This is a genomic window from Micrococcus luteus (assembly GCF_022664405.1).
Lineage (GTDB): Bacteria > Actinomycetota > Actinomycetes > Actinomycetales > Micrococcaceae > Micrococcus > Micrococcus luteus.
Map to the genome: position 1 here is coordinate 69,981 of NZ_JAKRLB010000012.1, position 17,140 is coordinate 87,120.

Consider the following 17,140-nt stretch of genomic DNA (forward strand, 5'->3'; position numbering starts at 1 on the left):
CGAACCGCGGACACGGCAGGCATGGCGACCCGGAGGGGTCAGGCCTCCAGGACCACCGGGATGATCATCGGGCGCCGGCGCAGCTTGCGGTTGACCCACGTGCCGACGGTCCGGCGGACCACCTGCTGGAGCTGGTGGGCGGTGTGGTCCTTGCTGGACTGCACGGCCTCCTCGAGCGCCCGGACGATCTTCGGCTTGATCTCCTCGAACACCTTCTCGTCCTCGGCGACGCCGCGGGCGTGGACGTCCGGACCGGACACGATCGTGCCCGTCTGCCGGTTGACCACGGTGATGATCGAGATGAAGCCCTCCTCGCCCAGGACACGGCGGTCCTTGAGGTCCGAGTCGGAGATCTCACCCACGGAGGAGCCGTCCACGTACACGTAGCCGCACTCCACCTCGCCGACGACCTTCACGAGGCCGTCGGTCATGTCCACCACGGTGCCGTTGCCGGCCAGGATGACGTTCTCGGCCGGCACGCCGGTCTTCTCCGCGATCCGGCCGTTGGCGATCAGGTGGCGGGTCTCGCCGTGCACCGGCATCACGAACTCGGGCTCGACGATGTTGTAGCAGTACAGCAGCTCGCCCTCGGAGGCGTGGCCGGAGACGTGCACCTTGGCCATGCCCTTGTGCACCACGGTCGCGCCGAGCTTCATGAGCCCGTTGATCACGCGGAACACGGAGTTCTCGTTGCCCGGGATCAGGGAGGAGGCCAGCACGACGAGGTCGCCCTCCTCCAGCTGCACCTGGTGGTCCCCGTTGGCCATGCGGGACAGGGCCGCCATCGGCTCGCCCTGGGAGCCGGTGACCATGAGCACGATCTCGTCGTCTCGGTACTTGTCCACCTTGCGGATGTCCACGAGGATCCCGTTCGGCACGTCGAGGTAGCCGAGCTTCGCCGCGATGGTCATGTTGCGGATCATGGAGCGCCCGCCGAAGGCCACCTTGCGACCGTGCTTGTGGGCGGCGTCGAGGACCTGCTGCACGCGGTGCACGTGGGAGGAGAACGAGGCCACCACGATGCGGCGCTTCGCCGTGGCGAAGTAGCGCTCGAGGGTGGGGCCGATCTCCGCCTCCGTGGTGGTGAACCCCGGGACCTCGGCGTTCGTGGAGTCGGTCATGAACAGGTCCACGCCCTCCTCGCCGAGACGGGCGAAGGCGCGCAGGTCCGTGATGCGGCCGTCGAGCGGCAGCTGGTCCATCTTGAAGTCGCCGGTGTGCAGGATGGTGCCGGCGTCCGTGTGGATGGCGACGGCGAGCGCGTCCGGGATCGAGTGGTTCACGGCCACGAACTCGCACTCGAACGGGCCGAACTCGACTATGTCGTCTTCCTTGACCACGCGGGTGCGCGGCTTGATCCGGTGCTCCTCGAGCTTGGCCTCGATCAGGGCGAGGGTCAGCTTGGAGCCGATCACGGGGATGTCGTCGCGCAGGCGCAGCAGGTACGGCACGGCACCGATGTGGTCCTCGTGGCCGTGGGTCAGGACGATGCCGACGACGTCGTCCACGCGGTCCCGGATGTAGTCGAAGTCCGGCAGGATCAGGTCGACGCCGGGCTGGTGCTCCTCGGGGAAGAGGACGCCGCAGTCGACGATGAGGATCTTGCCGTCGATCTCGAAGGTGACCATGTTGCGGCCGACCTCCTCGAGGCCGCCCAGCTGGACGATGCGGCAGGTGCCCCGCTTGAGCTTGGGCGGGGTGGACAGGCGGGTGCCTGCGGTCATGGAACGGGTCCCTTCTAGAAGGTGATGCCGGCCTCCGCGAGGTCGGCTCGGATGACGGAGAGCTCGTCCGGCGTGGCCTGGACGAGGGGCAGCCGCACGGCTGCGGACGGGATGACGCCCTGGGCGGCGAGGACGGCCTTCGCGGCCACCGCGCCCTGGACGTGGGTCATGATGCCGCGCTGGACGGGGTCCAGCGCGAAGTGGTGGTCACGGGCACCGGCCAGGTCGCCGGCGTGGACGGCGTCCACGAGCTGGCGGTACAGCTCGGGGGCCGCGTGCGCGGCCACCGAGACGACCCCGACGGCGCCGAGCGCCATGAGCGGCAGGGTCGCGCCGTCGTCGCCGGAGTAGAGGTCGAGGTCCGTGTGCGCCAGGACGGTGGTGGTGGACTGCAGGTCCCCCTTGGCGTCCTTGAGTGCACGGATGTTGGGGTGCTGCGCGAGCGCGATGATCGTCTCGGGCTCGATCGGCATCACGGAGCGGCCCGGGATGTCGTAGAGCATGATCGGCAGGTCCACGCCGTCGGCCACGGCCTCGAAGTGCGCGCGGATGCCGGCCTGGTTGGGCTTGTTGTAGTACGGGGTGACGAGCAGCAGCCCGTCCACGCCCGTCTCGGCCGCGCGGCGGGACAGCTCGAGGGTGTGCGCCGTGTCGTTGGTGCCGGTGCCGGCCACGACCCTGGCGCGGTCCCCCACGGCCTCGACGACGGTGCGGAACATCGCCACGTTCTCGTCGTCCGTGAGCGTGGAGGTCTCGCCGGTGGTGCCGGTGACCACGAGGCCGTCGGCCCCGCGGTCCACCAGGTGCTCTGCCAGCGCGGCGGCCGCCTCGAGGTCCACGGCGCCCTCGTCCGTCATGGGGGTGACCATGGCGGGCACGACCGTGCCGAAGAGCAGCTCGGAGGGGATGACGGCGGAACGGACGGCACTCATGGGCCCCACCCTACCTGCGAGACTGGGGGCCCGCGCCGTCCGTGGCCCCTCCGCGACGCGCGGCGACTCGAGAGGAGCCCGCCCTGCGTCCCGCCCCGCCCCCCGCCGCCGTCCGCCCGGACCGGCCCGCGCGTCGCCGGCTGCCCGGCGTCGACGCGGCCCGCGGGATCGCCCTGCTCGGCATGATCACCGTCCACGTCGTCGACCCGGCGACGGCGGACGGGGCGCCGCACCCGGCGTTCCTGTGGTTCGCCGGACGCGCCTCGGTGCTGTTCGTCCTGCTGGCCGGCGTCGGGCTGGCCCTGTCCACGGGGGGCGCGACGCCGGCCACGGGGGTCCGGCGCGCGGCGTTGCGCCGCCGGATCACCCGACGCGCGGGCCTGCTGTTCGTGCTCGGGCTCGCGTGCGGGACGCTCGGCGTCCCCGTGGCCGTCATCCTGTGCCACTACGCCCTGCTCTTCCTGCTCGCGCTGCCCCTGCTGGGCCTGCGCGCCCGCGCCCTGGGCCTGATCGCGGGGGCGTGGCTCGTGCTCGGGCCGGTGCTGGTGTTCGCGGTGGTCGCGGCCGCGCAGGCCGCCGTGGGGCGCCAGGAGTTCTTCGTGGGCGGGCGGCTCTGGCTCTCCCCCGGCCCCGCGGACCTGCTGCGTCCCGGGCTGCTGCTGGCCGATCTGACGGTCACGGGCTACTACCCCGTCCTGTCCTGGGGCGCGTTCCTCGTGCTGGGGCTGGCCCTGGGGCGGCTGCCGCTGGACCGGCCCCGCGTGGCCGCCGGGATCCTCGGCGGCGGGGCCGCGGCGTGGGCGGCGGCCGGCGTCGTCGGTGCGGCGGTGCTGCGGGCTCCGGGCACGGTCGGGCGCGTCGCCGCGGCGATCGGCACGGACCCGGCCGAGACGGCGCTCACGCTGCGCACGGGCGAGCCGCGGCTCGCGCTGCTGATCCCGGATCCGCTGTGGCTCGCCCTGCCGACCCCGCACTCCGGGTCCGTGGTGGCCGCCGTGCTCGCGGCGGGCTGGGCCTGCGCCGTGCTGGGCGCCTGCCTGCTGGCCCGGCCGCTGGTCGGGCACGCCGCGCTGCGCCCGCTCGTGGGTGCGGGGCGCATCCCGCTCACGCTCTACGTGGGGCACCTCGTGGTGCTCGCGCTCGTGGACGCGACCGGACTCGATCCGGCCGACGGGGCGCTGCTCGCCGCCCTCGTCGTGCTGAGCCTCGCGGCCGGGCTGGCCGCCGAGCTCAGCGGCCGACGGGGTCCGCTCGAGGCCGTGATGGCCCGGCTCTCCCGGGCGGGTGGGGAACGGGCCGTCGGAGGGCGCTGAGCGACGCGTGGGCCGCGTCAGCCGGCGCGGTGCAGGCGGACGGCCTCCCGGGCCGCCTCGCGGGCGCGGCGGCGGTCGCCCGAGGCGTCGTAGGCCAGGGCGAGGCGGTAGCGGGCGCGCCAGTCGCGCGGTGCGGCCTCGGCCTCCACGCGGTACAGCTCGAACTGGGCGTCGGCGGCCTCCCGGTCGATCCGGCCGCCCGGCGAGCGCGGCAGGTCGTCCTCCGGCAGTCCGCCCTCGGCCTCGAGCTGGTCGGCCAGGCGTTCGGTCTGGCGGCCGAACCACACTTCGCGGGCCAGGACGGCCACGGTCACCAGCACCACGAGGATGACGCCCACGCCGATCGCCTTGGCCAGCGGCTGCGGGGCGCGCACCAGCGCGACGGACGCGTTGAGGGCGAACCCGGCGAACAGCAGCACGAGCAGGCAGACGAAGCCGACCCACACCTTGCTCATCACGGTCGAGCGGCGGGCACGGGCGGCGTGCGCGGTCGGGCCCACGGCGCCGTCGTCGGGGGTGCGGGAGGGCTCAGCCAAGGTCCAGGTATCCGTCCAGTCCGTAGGTCAGACCCGGGCGGGAGGCCACGGTCCGCAGGCCGAGGACGACGCCGGGCATGTAGGCGCCGCGGTCGAATGCGTCGTGCCGGACCACGAGCTGCTCGCCCGGCCCGCCCAGCAGCACCTCCTGGTGCGCCTCCAGGCCACGCAGGCGCACCGCGTGCACGTGCACGCCGTGGACGACGGCGCCGCGCGCGCCGTCCGGGTCGTGCTCGGTGGCGTCCGGGGAGACGGGCACGCCGGCCGCGTCCCGGGCCGCGCCGATGAGCTCGGCGGTCCGCACGGCCGTGCCCGACGGGGCGTCCACCTTGTCCGGATGGTGCAGCTCGACGAGCTCGACGGACTCGAAGTACCGCGCCGCCTGCGCGGCGAACGCCGAGGCCAGCACCGAGCCGACCGAGAAGTTCGGGGCGATCAGCACGCCCACCCCCGGGTGCTCAGTCAGCTGCGCCTCGAGGCGCTCGCGGCGCTCGGGCACCCAGCCCGACGTGCCGACGACCGTGTGCAGCCCATGCTCCACGGCGAAGGCCACGTTCTCGGGCGAGGCGTCCGGCACCGTGAGGTCCAGGACGTGCGTGGCGCCGGCGTCGAGCACCGCGTCCAGGCGGTCCTGCGAGCCGAGCTCGGCCACGAGCTCCAGCCCCTCGGCCGCTCGCACCGCGGGCACCGCGTGGCGGCCCATGCGGCCACGGGCGCCCAGGATCGCGACGCGCGGGACGTCGTCGGGAGCGGACACGGCGGAGGGGGTGCGGGTCTCGGTCATGGCCTCCAGCCTACGCGGCCCGCCCCGGCGGCCGTGGCCGAGGTCAGGCCGGGGCGACGACGACGCGCGCCCGGTCCCCCGCGGCCAGGCGCGCGGCCACGGCCCGGACCTGGCCGGCGTCGACCTCGCGGACCCGGGCGAGGGAGGCCGCCAGGTCCACGTACTCCCCCGTGACCAGCTCGGCCCGTCCCAGCCGGGACATGCGGGCGCCCGTGGACTCCATGCCCAGCACGGTGCCGCCGCAGATCTGCCCGTGGGCGCGCGCGAGCTCCTCCCCGGTGACGTCGGCCTCGGCCATCCGGTCCAGCTCGGCCTCCATCAGCGCGGCCACCTCGTCCACCCGGTCCGGCTGGCAGCCCGCGTACAGGCCCCAGTAGCCGGCGTCGGAGTACCCGGCGGAGAACGAGTAGGTGTTGTAGGCCAGGCCGCGGCGCTCGCGGATCTCCTGGAACAGCCGCGAGGACATGCCCCCGCCCAGGACGGACTGCATGACGCCCAGGGCGAAGCGGTCCGGGTCCGTGGTGGACAGCGAGCGGCCGCCGACGAGGACGTTGGCCTGCTCGACCGCCTTGGTGACGGTGTGCGTGCCGGTCCGCACCCGCGAGGCCGCGGCCCCGGCGGTGTCCACGGCACGACGCGGGGCGGGCAGGGCCCCCTGGGTGAGCTCCCAGCCCGAGGCGCGCAGGGCGGCGAGGACGAGGCGGCAGACCTCGTCGTGGTCGAGGTGGCCGGCGGCGGTGACGACGAGCTCGTCCGGGCGGTACCAGTGCGTGTAGTGCCCCACCACATGGTCGCGGGTGACGGCCCGGATCGTCTCGGGCGTGCCGCCGATCGGCCGGCCGAGGGGGTGGCCGTCCAGCATGACCTCGGCGAGCTTCTCGTGGGCCACGTCCACGGGGTCGTCCGCGTCCATGGCGAGCTCCTCGAGGATCACGCCGCGCTCGGTCTCGAGCTCGTCCGGGTCGATCAGGGAGGAGGTGAGCATGTCCGTGAGGACCTCCACGGCCATCGGCAGGTCCTCGTCCAGCACGCGGGCGTGGTAGACGGTGGACTCCTTGGCCGTGCCGGCGTTGGACTCCCCGCCCACGCGGTCGAAGGCGGCCGCGATGTCCATCGCGGTGCGCGTGGGAGTGCCCTTGAAGAGCAGGTGCTCGAGGAAGTGCGTGGCGCCGTAGCCCTCGGGCGACTCGTCACGGGACCCGACGGCCACCCAGTAGCCGATGGTCACCGAGCGCTGGTCCGGCATGGCCTCGGTGAGCACGCGGACGCCGCCGGGCAGCACGGAGCGGCGCACCACGGAACCGTTGCCCTCGTCCGCCAGCACGCCGTCGAAGTCCAGGGGGATCTCACGGTGAACACTCATGACGGCCATTCTCGCCCATGCGCGACGACGGCGCCGCACCACTCGCGGGGAGGGTGCGGCGCCGTCGTGGTCACCGGGCCGGGCGGGGCGGATCAGGCCTCGATCTGCGAGGACTCGATCGCGTCCGCGGTCTCGGCCAGGGCGTCGGACTCCGCCACCACCGGGGAGAGGGACAGCTTGCCGCGGTCGTCGATCTTGGTGATCTCGACCTGGACCTTCTGGCCCACGCCGAGCACGTCCTCGACGTCGTCCACGCGCTTGCCCTCGTTGAGCTTGCGCAGCTCGGAGATGTGCAACAGGCCGTCCTTGCCCGGGGTGAGCGAGACGAACCCGCCGAACGTGGTCAGCTTCACCACGGTGCCGAGGTAGCGCTCACCGACCTCGGGGACCTGCGGGTTGGCGATCGCGTTCACCGCGGAGCGCGCGGCCTCGGCCGAGGCGCCGTCGGTGGCGCCGATCAGCACGGTGCCGTCGTCCTCGATGGTGATGTCCGCGCCCGTGTCGTCCTGGATCTGGTTGATCATGGCGCCCTTGGGGCCGATGACCGCGCCGATCTTGTCCACCGGGATGCGCACGGAGATGATCCGCGGGGCGGTGGGGGCCATCTCGTCCGGGGCGTCGATGGCGGCGTTCAGCACGGACAGGATGTGCAGGCGCGCCTCGCGGGCCTGCGTCAGGGCGGCGGCCAGCACGGAGGCCGGGATGCCGTCCAGCTTGGTGTCCAGCTGGATCGCGGTGACGAACTCCGCGGTGCCGGCCACCTTGAAGTCCATGTCGCCGAACGCGTCCTCGGCGCCGAGGATGTCGGTCAGGGCCGCGTACTGGGTCTGGCCGTCCACCTCGGCGGAGACCAGGCCCATGGCGATGCCGGCCACGGGCGCACGCAGCGGCACGCCCGCGTTCAGCAGGGACAGGGTGGAGGCGCAGACGGAGCCCATCGACGTCGAGCCGTTGGAGCCGAGGGCCTCGGAGACCTGGCGGATCGCGTAGGGGAACTCCTCGCGGGCCGGCAGCACGGGCACGAGGGCGCGCTCGGCGAGGGCGCCGTGGCCGATCTCGCGGCGCTTCGGGGAGCCCACGCGGCCGGTCTCGCCGGTGGAGTACGGCGGGAAGTTGTAGTGGTGCATGTACCGCTTGGCCGTCTCCGGCGCCAACGAGTCGATCTGCTGCTCCATCTTGAGCATGTTCAGCGTGGTGACGCCCATGATCTGGGTCTCGCCGCGCTCGAAGATGGCGGAGCCGTGCACGCGGGGCAGGACCTCCACCTCCGCGGTCAGCTTGCGGATGTCCGTCAGGCCGCGGCCGTCGATGCGCACCTGGTCGGTGAGGATGCGGCGGCGCACGATCTGCTTGGTGAGGGAGCCGTAGGCCTCGGCGATCTCGCCCTTGCGCTCGGCGAAGTCCTTGCCCTCGCCGGCGAGCTCCTCGAGCACCTCGAGCAGGTAGGCGTCCGAGGCCGACTCGCGCTCCTGCTTGTCGCCGATGGAGAAGATCTCGGTCAGGCGGTCCGTGGCGAGCTTCTCGACGGCGGCGTAGGCGTCGTCCTGGTAGTCCTGGAACACGGGAACGTCCACCGGGTCCTTGCCGGCGCGCTTGACCAGGTCGGCCTGGGCCTCGCACAGGGCGCGGATGAAGGGCTTGGCGGCCTCGAGGCCCTCGGCCACGATCTCCTCGGTGGGCGCCTGCGCGCCGCGCTCCTTGACCAGGGTCCAGGAGTCCGGGGTCGCCTCGGCCTCGACCATCATGATGGCGACGTCGTCGCCCACCACACGGCCGGCCACGGCCATGTTGAACACGGCGCCCTCGAGCTGGGAGTGCTTCGGGAACGCGACCCACTGGCGCGTGCCGGAGCCGTCGTCCATGAGGGCCATGCGCACGCCGCCGATGGGACCGGAGAACGGCAGGCCGGACAGCTGCGTGGACAGGGAGGCGGCGTTGATGGCCACCGTGTCGTAGATCTCGTCCGGGGCGATCGAGGTGACGGTCACGACGACCTGGACCTCGTTGCGGATGCCCTTGACGAACGCCGGGCGCAGCGGGCGGTCGATCAGGCGGCAGGTGAGGATCGCGTCCGTGGACGGGCGGCCCTCGCGGCGGAAGAACGAGCCGGGGATGCGGCCCGCGGCGTACATGCGCTCCTCGACGTCCACGGTCAGCGGGAAGAAGTCGAAGCCCTCGCGGGGCGACTTGCCGACGGTGGTGGCGGACAGCATCGACGTCTCCTCGTCGATGTAGACCATGGCGGCGCCGGCGGCCTGCTGGGCGAGGCGCCCGGTCTCGAAGCGGACGGTGCGCTTGCCGTACGAGCCGTTGTCGATGACGGCCTCGGCGAAGGTGATCTCAGGACCCTCCATGAGGGCCTCCTTTCAGGTGGACGGCGCCGCAGGCGTCCCTGTCCCCCTGGTCTTCGATCGAGGCCCTCGGCATCCCGCCGTGCGGCGGGGTCCGGGAGCCACTGTCGAGGACCGCGAGCGATGGGCGCGGAGCCGTCGGGTGTGTCGATGATGCGGGGATGCGCGCCATGGCGCGCCGGAGTGCCGCAGGCTGCGGCGATCTCTCCCCCGGGACACACTACGTGCGTCCGGGGGCAGACGAAAGGCGGCGCCGGCGCTCGCGGGTCTCCCGCGGGCTCCGGCGCCGCCTCCTCAGGTCACTTGCGCAGGCCGAGGCGCTCGATCAGCGCGCGGTAGCGCTCGATGTCGACCTTCTGCAGGTAGCCGAGCATGCGACGACGGCGACCGACCAGGGCCATCAGGCCGCGACGGGTGTGGTGGTCGTGCTTGTGCTCCTTGAGGTGCTCGGTCAGGTCCTTGATGCGGCGGGACAGGACCGCGATCTGCACCTCGGGGGAACCGGTGTCGCCCTCGTGGGTGGCGTACTCCTTGATGATCTGCTGCTTGACAGCGGGATCCAGGGCCATGGTGGGCCTCCTTCACTTCGGTACCGCGAACACGGGCCGCGCCCCGCCGGGGCGGACGACGCGGGGCCCACCCCACCGCGGACTGCAGGGAGGCCGAGGGTCGAGTCTACCGCATCGCCTACCCTGGCCCGGTGAGCACCCCACCGGTCCCCCACTCCCCGGCCCCGTCGTCGTTCCCCCTCCGGCCGCCCGCGCCGCCCCTGGATCTGCCGCTGATCGGCCACGGCTACCCCGCGCTGCTGCGCACGCCGCGGGCCCGATGGTGGAACCCGCTCGCGTCCTTCGGCCTCGTGCTGGCCGGCCTGGTGGGCCTCCTCGTGCTCGGGGGCGTGCTGGGCGCTCTCGCCCTGATCGCCACGTCCGGGCCCGCGCTGCTCGGCGCGGCCGACCCGACGGACGTGACCGACCTCGACCTGTACTCCGCGCCCATGGTGCTGCTGAACAACCTCCTGCTCGCCGCGCTGATCGGGGTCGCGCTGCTGGCCGTGGCGCTGGGCCACCCCGTCGCCGCCCGCTTCGTCCACTCGGTCGAGGGCCGCGTGCGCTGGCGCTGGCTGGCGCGCTGCGTCGTCGTGCTGACGCCGCTGTTCCTCGCCTACGTGCTGGGCGCGTGGGCCCTCGACGGCGCCCCCACGGCCCCGCGCGCGCAGGACTGGGTCTGGCTGCTCGTCATGGCGTTCGTGCTCACCCCGTTCCAGGCCGCGGGCGAGGAGTACCTGTTCCGCGGGTGGCTGCTGCTGGCCGTCGGCACGTGGATCCGCCGGCCGGTCGTGGCCGCCGCGGTCACCGCGGTGCTCTCGGCGGCGACCTTCTCGCTCGCCCACGGCTCGCTCGACCCGTGGATCCTGCTGGACCTCGCCGCGTTCGCCGTCGCCGCCGTCCTGCTCACGTGGCGCACGGGCGGGCTCGAGGCCGCCGTCGCCCTCCACGTGGTCAACAACGTGGTGATCATCGCCGTCGGCACGCTCGTGGGCACCGTCGAGGACAGCTACGTGGGCGCGGAGACCGCCGGCTCCCCGGCGGCCACGCTGCTCTCGGTGGCGGTGGTCGCGGTGGCCACGGCGCTGCTGCTCTGGCAGGCGCGGCGGGCCGGGATCGCCCGGACGGTCCCGGTCACCGTGGGCGCCCGCCCCTGACCGGCGCCGCCCACCAGGCCACCGTCACGTAGGGCACCTGCAGGACCGCGTCCGCCGCATGGCCCAGGTGCTCGTGCAGGTACCAGTCGAGGTTGGCCGTCATCCGGGACCGGATCCGCTCGTCCGCGCGCAGCCAGTACGAGCGCGAGGCCATGAGTCCGTGCAGCCCCGCCGCGGTCATGGGCTGCGTCCACGCCCAGCGCGCGTGCTCCTCCGCCCCGAACGGGGCGCCGAACCGGCGCTGCTCCGGCCGGGCGGCGTGCACGTCCCCGGCGTGCATGATCCGGGTGAGACGGTGCACCCACGGCACCGCCGTGTCGAGCTGGTTCCACACCGCGGCCAGGCGCCCACCCGGGCGCAGCACCCGTGCGGCCTCCGCGCTCGCCGCGGCCGGGTCCATCCAGTGCCATGCCTGGGCCGCCACCACGGCGTCGGCGCTCGCCGCCGGCAGGCCCGTGGCCTCGCCCGTGCCCGGCACGGCGCGCACCCGCCCGCCCGTGCCGGCCGCGACCTCGCGTTCCAGGACGGCGCGCATCGACGCCGACGGCTCGAGGGCCGTCACCGTCCGCACCCGGTCCGCCGGGCGGGCCGCGAGCAGCCGGGTGAACAGTCCCGTCCCGGCCCCGAGCTCCACCACCTCCGCGCCGTCGGCGATGCCCGCCAGGACGCGGTCCACCACGGCGGCGGGGTAGGAGGGGCGGACGGCGTCGTAGTGCTCCCCGCCGGTCTCGAAGGGGTTGGGCCCGGCCCGACGGGCCCGGGCCGGGCGCCCCGGCAGGTTCGGCACAGCGGGGGAAGCGCCCGGCTCCGGGGCGCTCACCGGTCGGAGGGGGTCGTGGCCAGGATCGCCCGGGCCTCGTCCACGTCCTGCGTGATCTGCGCCACGAGCTTCTCGACGCCCTCGTAGGCGACCATCCCGCGCAGCCGGGCCACGAACTCGACCTCGATGTGCTGGCCGTACAGGTCGAAGTCCTCCACCCGCTCGTCATGGCGGTCGATCACGTGCGCCTCCACCACGCGGGAGACGTCCTCGAACGTGGGGTTCGAGCCGATGGAGATCGCGGCCGGCCACACGCCGCCGTGCGCGTCGTGCACCCAACCGGCGTAGACGCCGTCGGCCGGGATCATGCCCTGCACATCCGTCTCGAGGTTCGCCGTGGGGAAGCCGAGCTCGCGGCCGCGCGCGAACCCGTGCACCACCTCGCCGGCGAGCACGTGGTGCCGGCCGAGCACGGCCGCGGCCTGAGCGACGTCGCCCGCGGCCAGGGCCTCGCGCACCCACGTCGAGGAGCAACGGCGCTCCGGCTCGGCCCCGTGCTCGGCGGGGAACTCCTCGACGGCCTCGACCTCGAAGCCGTAGCGGGCCCCCAGGCGCACCATCTCCGCGACGTCGCCGGTGTTGCCCCGGCCGAAGCGCACGTCGTGCCCCACGACCACGACGGCGGCATGCAGCCCGTGCACGAGCATGCCGCGGACGAACTCCTCCGGGGACTGGTCCGCGAACTCGAGGGTGTACCGCTGCAGGAGCACCGCGTCCAGACCCGCCTCCTCCAGGAGGACGACCCGCTGCTCGGGGCTGATGATGTCCACGTGGGGCACCTCGGGCTGGTGCACGGCGCGCGGGTGCGGGGTGAAGGTCACGGCCACGGCCAGGGCGTCGCGGGCCCGCGCCAGCTCGACGACCCGGCGCAGCACCTCCCGGTGGCCGCGGTGCACGCCGTCGAAGTTGCCCAGGGTGACCACGGTGCGCGGCAGGTCCGTGGGGACCTCGTCCAGGCTGTTCCAGACCCGCATCAGAGCGCCCCCGCCTCGGCCGGGCGGGCGGGGCGGTGCGTCAGCAGCCAGATCAGGCCGACCACCGGCAGCACGAGCGGCACATAGCCGTAGCCCGCGCCGAACCGGGACCACACGGTGTCGTGGGCGAACATCCCCGGATCCAGGACGGTCCACAGGCCCACGCCCACCACGCCGGCCAGCTCCACGAGCACGGCGCCCAGCGCCACGGCCCAGGCGCGCGCGCCGGAGCGGGCGAGCGCGAACGTCGCCACGATGTACACGACCGCCGCGACCGCGGAGAGCGTGTACGCCACGGGGGCGGCGTCGAACTGCGTGAGGATCTGGAAGAGGCTGCGCGCGCTCGCGGAGAGGGCGAACACCGCGTAGACCATGACGATGATCCGGCCGAGACCCTGGTTGCGCGCGGGGGCGCCGTCGCTGGGTGCCATGTCCATCCTCCTCACCACTGCCCGAACCAGATGACCTGCATGCGATGCAGCATCACGGCGATCGTGGGCCCGACCACGGCCAGCACGAGGTTGGACCACCGGGTCTTGTCCGTGACGGCCCAGCCCACGGCGATCACCGGCACGATCAGGGCGGTGAGGATGTAGCCCCAGAACTCCCAGCCGGGGCCGTTCAGGGTGTCCCCGCCGAGCTGGCGGACGGCGGCGGCCGCCGCATAGACGAGCGTGAACAGCTCGACGGCGGCCACCGAGAGGATCGAGGCGTCCGCGGGGTGGCGGCGGATCGCCGTCATCACCACGCAGACGACGAACGAGACGGCACCGATCACCAGTCCCGTCCAGAACCAGGCGTCGAGGATCATGCGGTCCTTCCCTGTCCCGGCCCCTCGGCCGGGGCGAACACGAGCTGGGGCTTGGCGACGTCGGCGCCGCGGCGGCGCACGTCGGAGACGAGGGCGATGACGCGGCCGTCCGGCGCGCGCCCGGCGACGAGCGTCTCACCCGTGCCGGTGGGCGCCACGACCCGCCCGAAGGCGAGCTCGTGGGCCTCGTGCTCCGTCAGCTCGCGCACCGGGAAGAGCCCGGCGGCGGCCTCGGAGAGCTCGGTCATCGCGAACCGCTCCGCGAGGGCCTCGAGCGAGAGCGCGTCGGCCACGTCGAACGGGCCGACGGCGGTGCGGCGCAGCGCCGTCAGGTGACCGCCGGTCTCGAGGGCCTCGCCCAGGTCGCGGGCGAGCGCCCGGATGTAGGTCCCGGAGGAGCAGCGCACGGTGACGTCGAGGTCGACCAGCCGGCCGCCGTCGAGCCGGCGCAGCTCGTGCACCGTGAACTCGTGCACGGTGACGGGGCGGGCGTCGAGGGTGACGTCCTCTCCCGCGCGGACGCGATCGTAGGCGCGCCGGCCCGCCACCTTGACGGCGGAGACGGCCGAGGGCGCCTGCAGGATCTCGCCCGTGAGGGCGGCGACCTGCTCGGCGACGCGCTCGGGCGTGACGGCGTTGGCCAGCCGGGTCTGCACGACCTCGCCCTCCGCGTCGTCCGTGACGGTCGACTGCCCGAGCCGGATCGTGGCCGTGTACGTCTTGTCCGTGCCCGTGATGGCGGTCAGCAGGCGCGTGGCCTTGTTGACGCCGACCACGAGCAGGCCCGTGGCCATGGGGTCCAGGGTGCCGGCGTGGCCCACCTTGCGGGTGCCCGCCAGCCGGCGGACCCGCCCGACGACGTCGTGCGAGGTCCACCCCTGCGGCTTGTCCACGAGGACGACCCCCGACGCCTCCGTTCCCGGCGCGTCGGGGGCCTGTCCCCCGGTGCTGCGTGCGCTCACCGTGCCGCGGGCCTCAGGCGCGCGGGGCGTCGTCGGCGTCGGCGTCCGGCTCCGCGGTGCGGTACGGGTCCGCGTCACCGGCGTACGACGCGCCCTCGCGCGCCTTCGCCAGCTCGGCGTCCCGCTCCTTGGCCGCGCGGAGGACGTCCTCCAGGTGTGCGGCCGCCTCGGGGACGGTGTCCGCCACGAACTCGAGGGTGGGCACCAGGCGGATGGTGAGCCCGCGGCCCACCTCGCGGCGCAGGATGCCGCGGTTGTCCTGGATGCCCTCGTGGGCGGCGGCCACCGTGGCCTCGTCGCCCAGGACGGTGTAGTAGACGGTGGCGTGCTGCAGGTCGTTGGTCACGCGGACCTCCGTCACGGTGACGGGCTCCACGCGATCGTCCTTGACGCCGCGGCGCAGCGCCTCGGCCACGAGGACCTTGATGCGCTGGGCCAGGCGGCCGGCGCGTGCCGGATCGGCCATGGTGCGGTTCCTTCCGGTGGTGATGGTTCAGAGGGTGGGACGCGGAGGGCGGGGGCCCGTGCGGGCCCCCGCCCCGGCCGTCAGACGCGCGGCTTCTCCTGCATCTCGAAGGTCTCGATCACGTCGCCCTCCTTGATGTCGTTGAAGCTGCCCAGGCCGATGCCGCACTCGTAGCCCTCGCGGACCTCCGTGGCGTCGTCCTTGAAGCGGCGCAGCGACTCGATCTTGAGGTGCTCGGAGACCACCACGCCGTCGCGCACCAGGCGGGCCTGGGCGTTGCGGCGGATGAGGCCCGAGCGCACGAGCGAACCGGCGATGTTGCCCCACTTGGAGGAGCGGAACACCTCGCGGACCTCGGCCGAGCCGAGCTCGACCTCCTCGTACTCCGGCTTCAGCATGCCCTTGAGCGCGTTCTCGATGTCGTCGATCGCGTCGTAGATCACGCTGTAGAAGCGCATGTCCACGCCCTCGCGGTCGGCCAGGTCGGCGACCCGCTCGGCGGGGCGCACGTTGAAGCCGATGATGATGGCGTTGTCCACGGTCGCCAGGTTCACGTCGTTCTGCGTGATGGCGCCGACGCCGCGGTGGATGACGCGCAGCTGCACCTCGTCCTCGCCGACCTCGATCTTGAGCAGCGAGTCCTCCAGCGCCTCGACGGCACCGGACGCGTCGCCCTTGATGATGAGGTTGAGCGTGTCCAGCTTGCCCTCGGCCACGGCCTGGTCGAAGTCCTCCAGGGTGATGCGCTTGCGGCGCTTGGCCAGCTGGGCGTTGCGGTCCGCCGCCTCGCGCCTCTCCGCGATCTGGCGGGCGGTGCGCTCGTCGTCGGTGACGAGGAACGAGTCGCCGGCGCGCGGCACCGAGGACAGGCCGAGCACCTGGACGGGACGCGACGGATCGGCCGCCTCCACGGCGTTGCCGTTCTCGTCGAACATGGCGCGCACACGGCCGTGGGCGGAGCCCACCACCATGGTGTCGCCCACGCGCAGCGTGCCGGTCTGCACCAGCACGGTGACGACGGCGCCGCGGCCCTTGTCGAGGTTGGCCTCGATGGCCACGCCGCGGGCGGCCTTGTGCGGGTTCGCCCTGAGCTCGAGGGCGGCGTCCGCGGTGAGCAGGATCGCCTCGAGCAGCTTGTCGATGTTGATGTTGCTGCGCGCGGAGACGTCCACGAACATCGTGTCGCCGCCGTACTCCTCGGGCACGAGGCCGTATTCGGTGAGCTGACCGCGGATCTTGTCCGGGGCGGCGGTGTCCTTGTCGATCTTGTTGACCGCCACCACGATCGGCACGCCGGCCGACTGGGCGTGGTTGAGCGCCTCGACGGTCTGCGGCATGACGCCGTCGTCGGCCGCCACCACCAGCACGGCGATGTCGGTGACCTTCGCACCGCGGGCACGCATGGCGGTGAACGCCTCGTGACCCGGGGTGTCGATGAAGGTGAGGCGACGCTGCTCGCCCTCGTGCTCCACGGGCACCTGATAGGCGCCGATGTGCTGGGTGATGCCGCCGGCCTCGCCCTCGATGACGTTCGAGGAGCGGATGGCGTCCAGCAGACGCGTCTTGCCGTGGTCCACGTGACCCATGACGGTGACGACCGCGGGGCGCGGCTCGAGGTCGGCCTCGTCCTCGTTGGCCTCCTCGGCCTCGAGGTCGATGTCGAAGGCCTCCAGCAGCTCCTTGTCCTCGTCCTCCGGGGACACGATCTGGACCTTGTAGCCCAGCTCGTCGCCGAGCAGCTGGAAGGTCTCCTCGTCGAGGGACTGGTTGGCCGAGGCCATCTCGCCGAGGGTGAAGAGCACCTTCACCAGGTCTGCGACGTCGGCGCGGATCTTCTCGGCGAAGTCGGCCAGGGACGCACCGCGGCGCAGGCGCAGGACGGTGGTGCCGTCGCCCTTGGGGACCTTGACGCCGCCGATCTCCCGCGTGTGCTGCTGCTCGAACTCCTGGCGCTTCGCGCGCTTCGACTTGCGTCCCTTGCGCGGGCCGCCGCCGCGCCCGAAGGCGCCCTGGGCGTTGCCTCGACCGCCACGGCCGCCCGGGCCGCCGGGACGACCCGGACCGCCGCCGGGGCCGCCGCCCGGACGGCCACGGCCGCGGGCCGGCTGCGGGGCCGGGGTGATCTGCTTGGGCATCATGCCCGGGTTCGGACGCGGCCCACCGGGGCGGGGACCGCCGGCGCCCGCGGCCGGGCGCGGACCGCCCGGACGGGGGCCGCCGGCACCGGCCTGCGGACGGGGCCCGCCCGGACGAGGCGCGCGGTCCTCACGACCGGAGCGCATGCCCTGCGAGGGGGCGAACGGGTTGTTGCCCGGGCGCGGCGCACCGCCACGGCCGCCCGGGCGGGCGCCCGGGCGCGGCCTGGGGGTGACCCCGAACACCACCCTGGCCGCCGACGC

16 protein-coding genes are annotated in these 17,140 nt (G+C 73.7%); 2 read left to right on the forward strand and 14 right to left on the reverse strand.

Features of this window, described 5'->3' with window-relative positions; genetic code table 11:
* Positions 1-38: 38 nt before the first annotated feature.
* Complete coding sequence (locus MF605_RS07070) at positions 39-1,724, reverse strand: ribonuclease J (protein WP_134416528.1); 1,686 nt, start codon at positions 1,722-1,724, stop codon at positions 39-41.
* A gap of 14 nt (positions 1,725-1,738) precedes the next feature.
* Positions 1,739-2,656 (reverse strand): 4-hydroxy-tetrahydrodipicolinate synthase, encoded by a 918-nt coding sequence (dapA, locus tag MF605_RS07075; RefSeq protein WP_036384223.1) that lies wholly within the window; start codon positions 2,654-2,656, stop codon positions 1,739-1,741.
* 41 nt (positions 2,657-2,697) lie between these two features.
* Between dapA and MF605_RS07080 the strand changes: the two genes are divergently transcribed.
* Positions 2,698-3,969 (forward strand): heparan-alpha-glucosaminide N-acetyltransferase domain-containing protein, encoded by a 1,272-nt coding sequence (locus tag MF605_RS07080; protein WP_041104251.1) that lies wholly within the window; start codon positions 2,698-2,700, stop codon positions 3,967-3,969.
* 17 nt (positions 3,970-3,986) lie between these two features.
* Here MF605_RS07080 and MF605_RS07085 read toward each other — a convergent pair whose 3' ends face one another.
* The 5 genes from MF605_RS07085 to rpsO form a co-directional block, all read right to left on the reverse strand.
* A complete protein-coding gene (locus tag MF605_RS07085; protein ID WP_041104248.1) occupies positions 3,987-4,505 on the reverse strand; it encodes a hypothetical protein in 519 nt (172 codons plus the stop codon).
* Positions 4,498-5,289, reverse strand: coding sequence for a 4-hydroxy-tetrahydrodipicolinate reductase (gene dapB, locus MF605_RS07090; protein ID WP_041104246.1), 792 nt, complete (start codon positions 5,287-5,289; stop codon positions 4,498-4,500). The genes MF605_RS07085 and dapB overlap by 8 nt, the downstream gene beginning before the upstream one ends.
* A gap of 43 nt (positions 5,290-5,332) precedes the next feature.
* Positions 5,333-6,661, reverse strand: coding sequence for a M16 family metallopeptidase (locus tag MF605_RS07095; RefSeq protein WP_036315003.1), 1,329 nt, complete (start codon positions 6,659-6,661; stop codon positions 5,333-5,335).
* A gap of 83 nt (positions 6,662-6,744) precedes the next feature.
* A complete protein-coding gene (locus tag MF605_RS07100; protein WP_134416526.1) occupies positions 6,745-9,006 on the reverse strand; it encodes a polyribonucleotide nucleotidyltransferase in 2,262 nt (753 codons plus the stop codon).
* Positions 9,007-9,302: 296 nt separating this feature from the next.
* On the reverse strand, positions 9,303-9,572 hold the full coding sequence (rpsO, locus tag MF605_RS07105) for a 30S ribosomal protein S15 (RefSeq protein ID WP_017488396.1): 270 nt from the start codon (positions 9,570-9,572) through the stop codon (positions 9,303-9,305).
* Positions 9,573-9,703: 131 nt separating this feature from the next.
* On the opposite strand from rpsO, the gene MF605_RS07110 reads away from it, so the two are divergent.
* Entirely contained in the window at positions 9,704-10,708 is a 1,005-nt protein-coding gene (locus tag MF605_RS07110) for a CPBP family intramembrane glutamic endopeptidase (RefSeq protein WP_044658601.1), read from the forward strand.
* Here the strand turns inward: MF605_RS07110 and MF605_RS07115 are convergent.
* From MF605_RS07115 to infB, 7 genes are all read right to left on the reverse strand, one after another.
* A complete protein-coding gene (locus tag MF605_RS07115) occupies positions 10,686-11,528 on the reverse strand; it encodes a class I SAM-dependent methyltransferase (protein ID WP_102708370.1) in 843 nt (280 codons plus the stop codon). The two genes, MF605_RS07110 and MF605_RS07115, sit on opposite strands and share 23 nt — an antisense overlap.
* Positions 11,525-12,502 carry a bifunctional riboflavin kinase/FAD synthetase gene (locus tag MF605_RS07120; protein ID WP_036314988.1) on the reverse strand — a complete coding sequence of 326 codons (978 nt, stop codon included), beginning with the start codon at positions 12,500-12,502 and terminating at the stop codon, positions 11,525-11,527. The genes MF605_RS07115 and MF605_RS07120 overlap by 4 nt, the downstream gene beginning before the upstream one ends.
* A complete protein-coding gene (locus MF605_RS07125) occupies positions 12,502-12,933 on the reverse strand; it encodes a hypothetical protein (RefSeq protein WP_036314984.1) in 432 nt (143 codons plus the stop codon). The genes MF605_RS07120 and MF605_RS07125 overlap by 1 nt, the downstream gene beginning before the upstream one ends.
* Positions 12,934-12,944: 11 nt before the next feature.
* A complete protein-coding gene (locus tag MF605_RS07130; RefSeq protein WP_002855305.1) occupies positions 12,945-13,313 on the reverse strand; it encodes a hypothetical protein in 369 nt (122 codons plus the stop codon).
* Positions 13,310-14,275 carry a tRNA pseudouridine(55) synthase TruB gene (truB, locus tag MF605_RS07135; RefSeq protein ID WP_078026112.1) on the reverse strand — a complete coding sequence of 322 codons (966 nt, stop codon included), beginning with the start codon at positions 14,273-14,275 and terminating at the stop codon, positions 13,310-13,312. Before truB ends, MF605_RS07130 begins: the two co-directional genes overlap by 4 nt.
* 13 nt (positions 14,276-14,288) lie before the next feature.
* Positions 14,289-14,741, reverse strand: coding sequence for a 30S ribosome-binding factor RbfA (gene rbfA / locus MF605_RS07140; RefSeq protein ID WP_036314977.1), 453 nt, complete (start codon positions 14,739-14,741; stop codon positions 14,289-14,291).
* Between the two features lie 80 nt (positions 14,742-14,821).
* On the reverse strand, positions 14,822-17,140 hold a 2,319-nt coding region (gene infB, locus MF605_RS07145; protein WP_277933419.1), incomplete at its 5' end, for a translation initiation factor IF-2.